The organism is Micromonospora sp. 15K316, assembly GCF_004348525.1.
Taxonomy (GTDB): domain Bacteria; phylum Actinomycetota; class Actinomycetes; order Mycobacteriales; family Micromonosporaceae; genus Micromonospora.
This window is the reverse complement of the sequence record NZ_SMKG01000159.1, coordinates 1-13,468: the sequence shown is the minus strand read 5'-3', so window position 1 is coordinate 13,468 and position 13,468 is coordinate 1. Positions and strand designations below refer to the sequence as shown.

The 13,468-nt window shown below is 72.3% G+C and carries 10 protein-coding genes; 6 read left to right on the top strand and 4 right to left on the bottom strand.

Annotated features, from left to right (window positions below):
• Positions 1-981 precede the first annotated feature (981 nt).
• The 5 genes from E1211_RS23650 to E1211_RS23630 all read left to right on the top strand — a co-directional run bounded on the left by E1211_RS23650 (position 982) and on the right by E1211_RS23630 (position 5,841).
• Complete coding sequence (locus tag E1211_RS23650) at positions 982-1,692, top strand: MSMEG_4193 family putative phosphomutase (protein ID WP_132351207.1); 711 nt, start codon at positions 982-984, stop codon at positions 1,690-1,692.
• A gap of 130 nt (positions 1,693-1,822) precedes the next feature.
• A complete protein-coding gene (locus E1211_RS23645; RefSeq protein WP_132351206.1) occupies positions 1,823-2,395 on the top strand; it encodes a DUF3090 domain-containing protein in 573 nt (190 codons plus the stop codon).
• Positions 2,392-3,210, top strand: a complete 819-nt coding sequence (locus E1211_RS23640) for an SCO1664 family protein (RefSeq protein WP_132351205.1) — start codon at positions 2,392-2,394, stop codon at positions 3,208-3,210. Before E1211_RS23645 ends, E1211_RS23640 begins: the two co-directional genes overlap by 4 nt.
• 86 nt (positions 3,211-3,296) lie before the next feature.
• Complete coding sequence (gene mshC / locus E1211_RS23635; RefSeq protein WP_132351204.1) at positions 3,297-4,535, top strand: cysteine--1-D-myo-inosityl 2-amino-2-deoxy-alpha-D-glucopyranoside ligase; 1,239 nt, start codon at positions 3,297-3,299, stop codon at positions 4,533-4,535.
• Between the two features lie 376 nt (positions 4,536-4,911).
• Positions 4,912-5,841 (top strand): 2-hydroxyacid dehydrogenase, encoded by a 930-nt coding sequence (locus tag E1211_RS23630; RefSeq protein WP_132351203.1) that lies wholly within the window; start codon positions 4,912-4,914, stop codon positions 5,839-5,841.
• A 96-nt stretch (positions 5,842-5,937) separates the two neighbouring features.
• Here the strand turns inward: E1211_RS23630 and E1211_RS23625 are convergent, their stop codons facing one another.
• The gene (locus E1211_RS23625; protein ID WP_132351202.1) at positions 5,938-6,729 is read right to left on the bottom strand and encodes a GntR family transcriptional regulator; all 792 of its coding nucleotides are present in this window, start codon (positions 6,727-6,729) and stop codon (positions 5,938-5,940) included.
• Between the two features lie 190 nt (positions 6,730-6,919).
• Entirely contained in the window at positions 6,920-7,789 is an 870-nt protein-coding gene (locus E1211_RS23620) for a PAC2 family protein (RefSeq protein ID WP_132351201.1), read from the bottom strand.
• Positions 7,790-8,040: 251 nt separating this feature from the next.
• Here E1211_RS23620 and metH point away from each other — a divergent pair, with 251 nt between their 5' ends.
• Positions 8,041-11,556 carry a methionine synthase gene (gene metH / locus E1211_RS23615; protein ID WP_132351200.1) on the top strand — a complete coding sequence of 1,172 codons (3,516 nt, stop codon included), beginning with the start codon at positions 8,041-8,043 and terminating at the stop codon, positions 11,554-11,556.
• A 115-nt stretch (positions 11,557-11,671) separates the two neighbouring features.
• On the opposite strand, the gene E1211_RS23610 is transcribed toward metH, so the two are convergent.
• Positions 11,672-12,445: a phosphotransferase family protein gene (locus E1211_RS23610; RefSeq protein ID WP_132351199.1), complete on the bottom strand. Its 774-nt coding sequence runs from the start codon at positions 12,443-12,445 to the stop codon at positions 11,672-11,674.
• Positions 12,446-12,744: 299 nt separating this feature from the next.
• Positions 12,745-13,320, bottom strand: a complete 576-nt coding sequence (locus tag E1211_RS23605) for an SMI1/KNR4 family protein (RefSeq protein WP_132351198.1) — start codon at positions 13,318-13,320, stop codon at positions 12,745-12,747.
• Positions 13,321-13,468 lie beyond the last annotated feature (148 nt).

Genomic DNA, 13,468 nt, shown 5'->3' with positions numbered 1-13,468 from the left:
CCCGGGGGGTGTCCCGGGGCGAAGGCGGGGGGCTTCACCGCGCCGGGACGGTGTTCAACGGTCGGCGGCCCGCCATCATTCCCAGCGACGTGCCCGGGAGTTTCGGGGGCTTGGTGACCGTGGCCCGCTGCGACCGGAGAGGTCGGTCGTGCGGCGGGACCGTGTTCAACGACCGGCGGACCACCGTCATTCCCGGGGAGCCTCACGGCTCGGTCCGGTCCGACGGGCCATCGGGCGGGGCTGCTACCTCGGCCGTCGGGGACGTTCAACGCCCGCGGCCCGGCCACGATTCCGGCCCGAGAATGCCGCCAGTCACACCCCCGAACCCCCTCAAACCACCCAGACGAGCCGATCAGGCCCGGCCAGTGGCGCACGCAACCCGGACGGCGCTCGCCAACACCCCGGCGCGACCGGTGATCGACTTGAAGTCGGGGCATCACGCGGACGGGACACCCCGACCTCAAGGAACCGGAGTCGATCACCGGCGCGCCCCGGGCGGTGAACGCGTTGTGTCCGGTTTGTGGGCCTGGAGGGGCCGCGGATGGTGCCCCAGGGACCGGGCGCTGCCTGAGATGCCAGCCCGATCCGCGTCGCATCACCCCGCCGGGATATCCCGACATCAGGCACCTAGAGTCGATCAACCCAGCAAACGCGCGCCTATCGCCGACCGCGACCTCGCGACGTGACCAGTGACCCGACGGGAGTGAACCGCGCGCGCGATCCAGGCGCATGCAGCCCGCCCGATCCGCGCCCCATGGTCAACTCGGGTTCCTTGATGTCGGGGCATCCGGACCACCCGGACACCCCACATCAAGGAGCCCGAGTCGATCAACCTCACGGGGGCTTGAGCCCGTCGGCCAGGGCCGGAGGGCGAGGCGTCTCGCGCGGTCGGAGACCCCGACCTGCGGGTGAACCGGGTCGATCAGGGCCGTGGCCGGGACACCGCGCGCGGTGGGCCGGGGTGACGGGGGAGGCCCTAGGGTGGTGACCGTGGCGACCCTTCTGCTTCTGCGACACGGCCGGACGACCGCGAACGCCGACGGCGGCCTCGCCGGGCGGCAACCGGTGGAGTTGGACGAGACCGGCCGCGCGCAGGCGGGCGCGGCGGGGGAGCGGCTGCGCGGCCTGCCGCTGGCCACGGTGGTGACCAGCCCGCTGATCCGGTGCCGGCAGACCCTGGAGCTGGCGCTGCCGGACGCGTCTCCGGTGGTCGAGGAGGGGCTGATCGAGTGCGGGTACGGCAGTTGGGAGGGGCAGCCGCTCAAGAAGCTGGCGAAGGACCCGCTCTGGCCGGTCGTCCAGCAGCACCCGAGTGCGGTGGTCTTTCCCGAGGGGGAGGCGATGGCGGCCATGGCGGCACGTGCTGTGGCGGCGGTGCGCTCCTGGGACGCCCGGGTCACCGCCGAGCACGGTCCCGAGGCGCTCTGGCTGGCGTGCAGCCACGGCGATGTGATCAAGGCCATCGTGGCGGACGCGCTCGGCGTACACCTGGATCTCTTTCAGCGGATCGTGGCCGACCCGGCGTCGGTGACGGTGATCCGCTACACCCCGCTGCGCCCGTTCCTGATCCGGCTCAACGACACCGGTGGTGAGCTGAGCGGCCTGGTTCCGCCCCGGCCGAAGCGGCGGCGGGCGTCGCGCCGGGCCGACTCGGACGCGGCGGTGGGCGGTGGCGCCGGCAGCGCTCGATGATCACGCACGGTACGCAGGGTGACGGCCCGGGAGGCGGGCGTCACACGGCGGTGCGCAGCGCGTGGCGCGCGGCGGCGATTCGGGTCGGTGGGGTGCGCGACGCCGTGACGGGCCGGATAGGGTCGTGAGTATGAGCCACCAGGTGCACGCCTTCGAGCCGCCGGAGCGGTTCGTCGCCGGGACCGTCGGGCCGCCGGGGGAGCGGACGTTCTTCCTCCAGGCCCGCGGTGGCGGCCGGCTGGTCAGCGTCGCGCTGGAGAAGGTCCAGGTGTCCCTGCTCGCCGAGAAGCTCGAGGAGCTGCTGACCGAGGCCCACCGCCGGTTCGGGGTGGAGCTGCCCGAGACGCCCCGGACGATCGGCGACAACGACCCGCTGGACACACCCGTCGACGAGGAGTTCCGCGTCGGCACCCTCGGCCTGGCCTTCGACGTGGACACCGCGACCGTGGTCATCGAGGCGATCGCCGCCGGTGAGACGGAGACCGAGGTCGAGCTCGGCGACGACGAGGAGGACGAGTCCGACGACGAGCCGGACGAGGACCTCGACCGGCTGCGGGTCCGGCTGACCCCGCGGGCGACCCGTGAGTTCATCGAGCGCGCCCGCCGGGTGGTCAACGCCGGCCGCCCGCCGTGCCCGCTCTGCGGCCAGCCGCTGGACCCCGCCGGGCACCTCTGCCCGCGGCACAACGGTTACCACCGGTGACGTCGTCCGGCATCCAGCCACGGCAGGACGGCAGCGCGGCGCTCCGGTTGCTGCGCGACGGCGAGCTGACCCTGGAGGGGCGGCTGGTCGACGCGTCGAACGCCACGCTGCGCGGGGTGCTGACCCTCGACGGGGTCAGCGCCCACTGCGTGTACAAGCCGGTGCGCGGGGAGCGTCCGCTCTGGGACTTCCCGGACGGCACCCTCGCCGGCCGTGAGGTCTCCGCCTACCTGGTCTCCCGGGCCACCGGCTGGGACCTGATCCCGCCGACCGTACTGCGGGACGGGCCCTTCGGCCCGGGCTCCTGCCAGCTCTGGATCGACGAGCCCACCGACGCCGAGCCGCTGGTCGGGTTCGTACCGGCCGACGCGCTGCCGCCCCGCTGGTTGCCGATCGCGGCGGCGCGGGACGACGACGGCACCCCGTACGCCCTGGCGCACGCCGACGACCCCCGCCTCGCCCGCCTCGTGGTGCTCGACGCGGTCATCAACAACGCGGACCGTAAGGGCGGGCACGTGCTGGTGGGCGCGGACGACCGGATCTACGGCGTGGACCACGGGGTGAGCTTCCACGTCGAGGAGAAGCTGCGGACGGTGCTCTGGGGCTGGGCGGGCCGGCAGCTGCCGGCGGACGCGGTGGAGGTGCTCGACACACTCGCCGCCCAGGTCGCCGGCGCGCTCGGCGAGGAGCTGGCCGAACACCTGACGATCAGCGAGATCGGTGAGTTGGCGGCCCGGATCGATCGGCTGCGCGACACCGGCCGCTTCCCGCTGCCGCCGGAGGAGTGGCCGGCGGTCCCCTGGCCGCCGATCTGAGGACACGCGGCGGCGCCGGCCCGCTGTCATGTTGATCACTCGGTGGCGCGTCCGCCTGGCGCCGGACGGCTGGTTAGGCTGGCGGCATGGAACCGTGGGCGGGACATGAGGTGCCGCGGCTGCCGGGTAGGGGCGGGCCGCTTGCGTTGTACGACTCGGCGCGGCAGGGCCTCCACCCGAGCGATCCCGCCGACGTGGCGCGGATGTACGTCTGCGGCATCACGCCGTACGACGCGACCCACCTCGGTCACGCCGCCACCATGATCACGTTCGACCTGGTGCAGCGGGTGTGGCGCGACGCCGGGCGCACGGTGCGGTACGTGCAGAACGTCACCGACATCGACGACCCGCTGCTGGAGCGCGCCGCGCGCGACGGGGAGGACTGGAAGGTCCTCGCCATGCGGGAGACCGCCCTGTTCCGGGAAGACATGGAGGCGCTGCGGATCATCCCGCCGGCGCACTACGTGGGCGCGGTCGAGTCGATCCCGGACATCGCCGAGAAGGTGCAGCTGCTGCTCAAGGACGGGGCCGCCTACCGCCTCGACGACGGCACCGGCGACGTGTACTTCGACACCTCCGCCTCGCCGCGCTTCGGCTACGAGTCCAACCTCAGCCGGGCGGAGATGCTGGAGATCTTCCCGGAGCGCGGTGGCGACCCGGACCGGGAAGGCAAGCGCGACCCGCTCGACCCGCTGCTGTGGCGGGGCGCGCGGGAGGGTGAGCCCTCCTGGCCGGGCGGCGAGCTGGGCGCCGGGCGTCCCGGCTGGCACATCGAGTGCGCGGTGATCGCCCTCGATCTGCTCGGTGACCGCATCGACGTGCAGGGTGGCGGGAACGACCTGCTCTTCCCGCACCACGAGGCGTCCGCGGCGCATGCCGAGCGGCTGACGGGCGAGGCCCCGTTCGCCCAGCACTACGTGCACGCCGGCATGATCGGCCTGGACGGCGAGAAGATGTCCAAGTCCCGGGGCAACCTGGTCTTCGTCTCGCGGCTGCGTGCGGACCGGGTCGACCCGATGGCGGTCCGGCTGGCGCTGCTCTCCGGGCACTACCGCAGCGACCGGACCTGGACCGACGAGCTGCTGACCGCCGCGCAGGAGCGGCTGGCCCGCTGGCGGCAGGCCGCCGCCGCGCCCGCCGGGCCGTCCGGGGCCGAGCTGCTGGCCGGCGTACGCGCACGCCTCGCCGACGATCTCGACAGCCCCGGCGCGCTCGCCATCGCCGACGCCTGGGCCGAGCAGGCGCTGGCGGGCACCGGCGACGACCCGGGCGCCCCCGCGCTCTTCGCCGACACCGTCGACGCCCTCCTCGGCGTCCGCCTCTGACTCGTCCGCCGCCGACCCGGTCCGGCATCCGGTCGTCGCGCCCTGACGCCGGCCCGGCATCCGGGCGTTCCGCCGGGGCGCTGGCCCGGCATCTGGCCGTTCCGCCAGGGCGCCGGTCCGGCATTTGACCGTTCCGCCGGGGCCCGCTCGGTTGCCCGGCTCGTCGCAAGCCCACGCCCCCGGTCCTGTCGCCGACCGGGGGCGTCGACGTCGTGGCGTGGCTCGCCGATGCCCGGGACCGGACGTCGCGGACGCTTCCCGGCGTCGGTTCGGCGCTTCGGGCATTTCGCTAGGACCGACCTCACAAGCTGTTTACCAGCACATTTGCGTGGCCCCGCAGGTATCGAACAGCCTGGCTTGGCTAGCGTCACCCGACGTGAAGGTGTGGATTCCTCATAAGTTTGGCATTCCGGTTCTTGGCGATCTACCGGACAGCGTGATCGTCGAGGTCGCCGACGATCCGCGGAACCTCCCGTCGGCGCCGGACGGAGTCGAGTTCTGGTTGCCCACGTTCATCGGTATGCCCCACGACACGAGTCACCTCATCACCGCGTTGCCGGACCTTCGGGTGGTGCAACTGCCGAGCGCGGGAGCGGAAGGCTGGGTCGACCGGGTACCGCCAGGGGTGATCCTCTGCAACGCCCGGGGGGTGCACGACTCGTCCACCGCCGAGTGGGTGGTCACCGGGATCCTGTCGCAGCTGCGTGCCTTCCCGTCGTTCCTCCGCGCCCAGGACCGGGGCGTCTGGACCACCGAGCCCTACCTGCCGACCGACGAGCTCGCCGGCAAGCGCGTGCTGATCATCGGGGCCGGCTCGATCGGATCGGCGGTGGCGGCCCGGCTGGCCCCGTTCGAGGTGGAGTTGACCTTCGTCGCGCGCACCGCGCGGCCGGCGGAAGGGGTGTACGCGGCCACCGACCTGCCGCGCCTGCTGCCGAGCGCGGACATCGTGATCCTGCTCGTGCCGCTCACCGCCGAGACCCGTGGGCTCGTCGACGCCCGCTTCCTCTCCGCCATGGCGGACGGCGCGATGCTGGTCAACGCGGCCCGTGGCCCGGTCGCGGACCCGGTGGCCCTCTTCGCTGAGCTCTCCACCGGTCGGATCTCGGCGGTGCTCGACGTCACCGACCCGGAGCCGCTGCCGCCCGGCGACCCGCTCTGGCACCTGCCGAACGTCCTGATCACGCCGCACGTCGGCGCCCAGACGCGGGGCCTGCTGCCGCGCGTGTACCGGCTGGTGGCCGCGCAGCTGCGCCGCTACCTGGCCGGTGAGCCGCTGCGCAACCGGGTCGCCAACGGGTACTGAACCCGCCGGCGGGACCGGACGGGCACCGGGTCCGTCCCGCCGGCCACGCCGTGGTCCGCGCGCACACCGCCTCGATGCGGCCGGGCGGGGTGCGGTTCAGCCGAGGACGAGCCCGGGGTCCGGGTCCGGCTCGGCTGCCGGGGCGGGGACGCGGTACTCCTCGGTGAGGGTGGTCATCGGGCCGGGCCAGGTCGCCTGGGCGACCTCGATCGGCTTGCGGGCGCCGTCGTACGCGACGTGCAGCAGGTGCAGCACGGGGGTGTCGGGTCGGATCTGCAGCGTCTCCGCCTCCTCCCGGCTGGGCTGGCGGGCGCTGATCGTGTCGGTGGCGGTGATGTACTGGCGACCGGTGGCCTCCTCGGCCTCCTGGTAGAGCGGCCGGCCGAAGGCCTCCGCCCGTTCCAGCGAGGTGCCGGCGGCGTCGGCGGGCAGGAACCAGGAGGCGCCGACCTCCACGGGGGAGTCCTCGGTGCGGACCAGGTGCCGGCGGCAGATCAGCTCCGTGCCGTCGGGTACGCCGAAGGCGTCGGCCACCTCGGGCGGGGCGGGGGAGCGGCCGACCGAGACCAGTTGCTGCCGGTACCGGGCGGCGAGGTCGGTGTGGTAGCCGCGGAACCCGCCGTACCGTCCGCGGGAGAGGCGGTTGAGCCGCCGGCGGGTGCCCCGGACGTACGTGCCGGAGCCCGGTTTGGTGATGAGCACCCCCTCGACCCGCAGCTGGTCGACGGCGCGCTGCACGGTCTGCTTCGCCACGCCGAACATCTCGGCCATGGCCGGGATGGACGGCAGCCGCTCGCCCGGCCCCCAGTCCCCGCGCCGGATCCGGCTGGTCAGCTGCGCGGCGATCTGCCGGTGCGGGAACTCGGCCGCCCCCGGGTTGATCTGCATGCCCGCCTCCTTGATCACATCTAGGTTCCTAGGATGCCCTAGCGGGCGTGCCGCGCGCCACCCCGACACGCATAAGCGGTCGGTCCACGACACGACGAACCACCGCCGGATCGGCGAGCGGCGACGCAAAAAGGCCCGGCCGGTACGACAGAAGGTCGTACCGGCCGGGCGCGGAGCGGGGGAGCGGCGGCTACCAGGAGCCGGCGGTCGGGCCGGCGGAGCCCCCGCGGCGACGCAGGTACTTCTCGAACTCCTGCGCGATCTCGTCGCCGGTCAGCGGGGTGATACCCGCGTCGCCGACGCGTTCCTCCAGCTCACGGACGTACTCGCCGAGCTCGGCGTCCTGCTCGGCCGCGTTGCGTACCCGCTGCTCCCACTCGGCGGCCTCCTCGGCCAGGTCGGCCATCGGCACCGGCAGGTCCAGTACCTCCTCGACCCGGTGCAGCAGGGCCAGGGTGGCCTTCGGGCAGGGCGGGTTGTTCGCGTAGTGCGGTACGTGCACCCAGAACGAGACCGCGTCGACCTCGGCGCGGGCACACGCGTCGTGCAGGACCCCGACGATGCCGGTCGGCCCGTCGTAGCGGGTGGGCGTGAGCTGGTAACGCTCGGCCGCCTGCGCGTCCGACGCGCTGCCGCTGATCGGCAACGGGCGGGTGTACGGCACGTCTGCCAGCAACGCGCCGAGCAGCACCACGCGCTCGACCTCCAGGCTGTGGCAGATCTCCAGCACCTGCTCGCAGAAGGTGCGCCAGCGCATGCTCGGCTCGATGCCGCGGATCAGCACCACGTCCCGCTCGGTGCCCTCGGGGCTGGCGACCATGAACCGGGTGGTGGGCCACTCGACCCGGCGGGTCTCGCCCTCCGCCATCGTGATCGTCGGTCGGCTCACCTGGAAGTCGTAGAAGTCCTCCGGGTCGAGCTCGGCCACCTGCCGGGCCTGCCAGACCTGCTCCAGGTGCTCCACCGCCGCCGTGGAGGCGTCCGCGGCGTCGTTCCAGCCCTCGAACGCCGCGATCGCCACCGGAGAACGCAGCACCGGCAGCCCGTCGAACTCGGTCACGCCGTCACCTCGCTGTGCTCGTGGCGGCGGCTCGGGCCGAGCCCGGTCGTCCGCCGGTGGTGCATCGTGGCGTCCCTGTTCTCCTTCACGTCCGTCAGCCTACGTCCCGGGCCCGCGCGCGGCCCGTCGGCCGCGCCGGTCAGGGCGGCCGACGGCAACGGTCGAACCGGACAGAGTGATCCCGATGACAGAATGTGGGACAGCGCGCCGGGGAGGATCGCGGCGCCCCGTCCCGCACTAGCCTTAGAGCCGTGCGGATCTCGTTTCTCGACGCGTTGGCCGACCGGATCCTCATCGCCGACGGGGCGATGGGGACGATGTTGCAGGCCGCCGACCTCACGCTTGACGACTTCGACGGGCTCGAGGGCTGCAACGAGATCCTCAACGTGACCCGGCCGGACGTGGTGCGGGGCGTACACGAGGCGTACCTCGCCGCCGGCGCCGACTGCGTCGAGACCAACACGTTCGGCGCGAACCTGCCGAACCTCGGCGAGTACGACATCCCACACCGGATCCGTGAGCTCTCCGAGGCCGGCGCCCGGCTCGCCCGGGAGGCCGCCGACGGGTACAGCACCCCGGAGCGGCCGCGGTTCGTGCTCGGCTCCATCGGCCCCGGAACGAAGCTGCCCACCCTCGGCCACGCCGCCTACACGGACCTGCGCGACGCGTACCAGCAGAACGCGGCCGGGCTCATCGAGGGCGGCGCCGACGCGCTGATCGTGGAGACCTGCCAGGACCTGCTCCAGGTGAAGGCGGCCATCGTCGGGTCGAAGCGGGCGATGGCCGAGCTGGACCGGGTGGTGCCGATCATCTGCCACGTCGCGGTCGAGACCACCGGCACGATGCTGGTGGGCAGCGAGATCGGGGCGGCCCTGGCCGCGATCGAGCCGTTGGGGGTGGACCTGATCGGGCTGAACTGCTCGACCGGCCCTGCCGAGATGGGCGAGCACCTGCGCTACCTCTCCCAGCACTCACGGACCCCGCTGTCGGTGATGCCGAACGCCGGCCTGCCCGTGCTCACCGCCGACGGGGCGTACTTCCCGCTCACCCCCGGGGAGCTGGCCGACGCGCTGGAGCGTTTCACCACCGAGTACGGCGTCGGGCTGGTCGGCGGCTGTTGCGGCACCACTCCGGAGCACATCCGGGTGCTCGCCGAGCGGCTGCACGAGGTCAGCGCCGCGCCGCGCGCCCCGCAGCACGAGCCCGGTGTCTCGTCGGTCTACCACCCGGTGCCCTTCGCCCAGGACGCCTCGGTGCTGATGGTGGGGGAGCGGACCAACGCCAACGGCTCGAAGGCGTTCCGGGAGGCCATGCTCGCCGAGGACTGGCGGGCCTGCGTGGAGATCGCCCGCAGCCAGGCCCGCGACGGCTCGCACCTGCTCGACCTCTGCGTCGACTACGTCGGCCGGGACGGCACCCGGGACATGCGGGAACTGGCCGGCCGGTTCGCGACCGCCTCCACCTTGCCGATCATGCTGGACTCGACGGAGCCGGCGGTGATCGAGGCCGGCCTGGAGATGCTCGGCGGCCGCTGCGTGGTCAACTCGGTGAACTTCGAGGACGGCGACGGGCCGGAGTCCCGCTACGCCCGGGTGATGCCCGTGGTCAAGGAGCACGGTGCGGCCGTGGTGGCGCTGCTCATCGACGAGGAGGGGCAGGCCCGCACCCGCGACTGGAAGGTCCGGGTCGCGGTGCGGCTGATCGAGGACCTGACCGGTCGCTGGGGGATGGACCGCTCGGACATCCTGATCGACGCGCTGACCTTCCCGATCGCCACCGGCCAGGAGGAGACCCGCCGCGACGGCATCGAGACGATCGAGGCGATCCGGGAGATCGCCCGGCGTTACCCCGGGATCAACTTCACCCTCGGCGTCTCGAACATCTCCTTCGGCCTCAACCCCGCCGCCCGGCAGGTGCTCAACTCGGTCTTCCTGCACGAGTGCGTGCAGGCCGGGCTGACCTCGGCGATCGTGCACGCCAGCAAGATCCTGCCGATGTCGAAGATCCCCGACGAGCAGCGCGAGGTGGCCCTCGACCTGGTCTACGACCGGCGCCGCGAGGGGTACGACCCGGTGCAGCGCTTCATCGAGCTCTTCGAAGGGGTCGACGCCGCCTCGGCGCGGGCCGGGCGGGCCGAGGAGTTGGCCGCGCTGCCGCTGGACGAGCGGCTCAAGCGGCGGATCATCGACGGTGAGCGCAACGGCCTGGAGGCCGACCTGGACACGGCGATGGCCGAGGGGCGGTCGCCACTGTCGATCATCAACGACATCCTGCTCGACGGGATGAAGGTCGTCGGTGAGCTGTTCGGCTCCGGTCAGATGCAGCTGCCGTTCGTGCTCCAGTCCGCCGAGGTGATGAAGAGCGCGGTGGCGTACCTGGAGCCGCACATGGAGGCCGTCGAGGACGGCGGCAAGGGGCGCATCGTCCTGGCCACCGTGCGCGGCGACGTGCACGACATCGGTAAGAACCTGGTGGACATCATCCTGTCCAACAACGGCTACGAGGTGGTGAACATCGGCATCAAGCAGCCGATCAGCGCCATCCTCGACGCCGCCGAGGAGCACCGCGCCGACGCGATCGGGATGTCCGGGCTGCTGGTCAAGAGCACGGTCATCATGAAGGAGAACCTGGCCGAGATGGCCAGCCGCGGGGTCGCGGACCGGTGGCCGGTCCTGCTGGGCGGGGCCGCGTTGACCCGGGCATACGTGGAGGACGACCTGCGTTCGATGTTCCCCGGGCAGGTGCACTACGCGCGGGACGCCTTCGAAGGGCTGTCCCTGATGGACCGGGTGATGACCGCCAAGCGTGGCGGCGCGCCGGTGGTCGACCCGGAACGGGAGGCGGCCCTGGCGGCGCGGCGGGCCCGCCGGGAACGGCAGCGGACGATGGTCGTCGAGTCGCTGCCGGAGCTGGACGACGCGTCGGTCCGTTCGGACGTGGCCCCGGACGTGGAAGTCCCCGCCCCGCCGTTCTTCGGCACCCGGGTGGTCAAGGGCGTGCCCCTCGGCGACTACGCGTCGCTGCTCGACGAGCGGGCCACGTTCCTGGGGCAGTGGGGGCTGCGCGGCGCCCGCGGCGGGAAGGGACCGTCGTACGAGGAGCTGGTGGAGACCGAGGGCCGGCCGCGGCTGCGGTACTGGCTGGACCGGCTCATCGCCGACCAGGTGCTCGAGGCGGCCGTGGTGTACGGGTACTTCCCCGCGTACAGCGAGGGGAACGACCTGGTGGTGCTGGACGAGAACGGGCAGAGTGAGCGGGCCCGGTTCTCCTTCCCCCGGCAGCGGCAGGAGCGGCGACTCTGCCTGGCCGACTTCTTCCGCCCGCGCGGCGACGAGCTGGACGTGGTGGCGTTGCAGCTGGTCACCGTGGGCCAGCCGATCAGCGAGTACGCCGCGAAGCTCTTCGCCCGCAACGAGTACCGCGACTACCTGGAGGTGCACGGACTCTCCGTGCAGCTCACCGAGGCGCTCGCCGAGTACTGGCACAAGCGGGTCCGCGCCGAGCTGACGCTGCCCGGTGGGCGTACCCTCGCCGACGACGATCCGACGGACCTGGCCGGCCTGCTGCGCACCGACTACCGGGGCTGCCGGTACGCGTTCGGCTACCCGGCCTGCCCAGATCTGGAGGACCGCGCCAAGATCGTGGAGCTGCTCGGCGCGGAGCGGATCGGCGTGCAGCTGTCGGAGGAGTTCCAGCTGATCCCGGAGCAGGCCACCGACGCGATCGTGGTGCACCACCCGGAGGCGAGCTACTTCAACGCCAAGTGACGCCGTCACGCCTGAATGGGGCAGACACTCGCCGGTCAGGCGTCGGGGTCGTCGCGCGAATCGACCGCCGGCGCATCCCGGTGGGGTGGTTGGTCTGCTCGATGCGTCAGAACGCCTACGTATCGGTCGGGCCCGCGCGGCCTCGCATCCGGGATCTCAGCACGTCGACCTCACAGCCCGGCGCGAAGGGGTCGAAGCCGTGCTCGAGCAGCCAGCGAACCGCCAGCAGGCTCCGCAACGACCACCAACCGTGGATCACGTCGAGGTCGACGTCGCTGCCATAGCCGGCGAGGACGTCGTCGAGGTGCTCCTCGTGTCCGAGCGTGAAGGTGGCGAGGTCGTACAGGGCGTCACCCTGGCCCGCCTCGGACCAGTCGATGATGCCGGTGACCTCGTCGCCGTCGACGAAGACGTGCGCGATCTGCAGGTCGCCGTGGGTGAACGCCGGAGTCCACGGCCGGAGCGCGGCCTCGGCGACCTGGCGGTTGCGGGTGACCAGGTCAGCGAGGAGGACACCGTTCGTCACGAGCAACTCGCACTCGTTGTCGAGCTCCGCCGCCAGGGCGACGGTGCTCCGACCGGCCCGACCCGGGTGGGGTGGCAGGGGCGCTTCGTGCAGCTTCCGGATGGCGGCGCCGGCCGCGGCCCACGCCGACGGCGACCCGGTCGACGGCCCGCCGAGGCGCCCGAGCGTCGTCCCCCGGACTGCGGCGATCGCGAGCACGGGCGGCTTGCGCCACAGGACCTCCGGCGTGGGGACCGGCGCGAGGGACATCGCCTCGACCTCGACGTCGATGCGCGCCTGGTCGGCGTCCACCTTCAGAAACACGTCACCGACGCGCAGAGTCGCGCGCTCGGAATGGGCGACGACGACCTCGACCGTTTCCATGGGCGACCAGTATCCCGGGGGCGACCGTCGACGTCGCGAGGTTTATCACGTGCGACCGCGCGGCTGGCCGCGTCCCGCTGCCCGGCGGCCTCGTGCACGACACCGACCTCTGACCGGGTCACGCCCATCAGTTCGTGAGGAGTCCTAAAAATCGGCGGCGGGCCAGAACTCGTCGTCGTCCTCGTCCGGCTTGTCGGGCGAGGTCAGTTACTGCGACTCAGCCCACGCGTCGGCTCAACACAGATCCTCGCCCAGCAAGCGACCGTGATCATTTCGTGGGACGAAGGAGCCGATCTCCGTCAACACGAGGCTGGTCGGGCGGCCGCGCGCTCCTTGGCATCCAACCACGGCGGCAGTTCGTCGAACTCCTCACCTTCCTCGGCCTTGACCCACCAGCCGGTGTCGTTGACGTAGTGCTCGAACCACGCCGCCAGGCTTGGCGAGTCGATCCACCACGCGGCGTCGGGGTCTCCGGGATTAGGTTCGAAGAGGAGGACGGTCCCCTGCTCGCTTCGGCAGTCGACGCACGCGTACATACCGCAGCCCCAGTCCAGGATCGGGAGGATCCCTTCCGGCCAGGCCCACTCGGTGCCGGCGGAGCTGCTTCGAGCTTCGAGGTAGACGGCGACGGCCTGCTCGGAGGTCGGTCCTTCCGTCAGGCTGAAGAGCTGATAGTCCGGGCCGAAGCCGCCGTTCGCGAAGTCTCGATAGATCGCCCTGAGCAACGGGTGCAGCTTGAACCCCAGCCGCTGCTCGGCGTCCGTGATCTTCTGCTGGGGAAGCGGTGCCGGCAGGCCGGCGGCAAGTGGTGTCAACGGATCGTCCTCGCGAGCCCATTCGGCGATCCGCGACAGAAGCTCGTTGTAGTCCGTCACGAGAAGCGATCATGCCCTAGAGGTAGGTCAGTCCTGCTGCCAGCGCCGGCCGCGAGATCTTGGTACGAAACGGCCCCCAGAGGGGCCGAGACGTTCCAAGATCTCGCCGAAGCCGGTCGGGACAGGGCGGGGCGGACCGGGGCAGGCG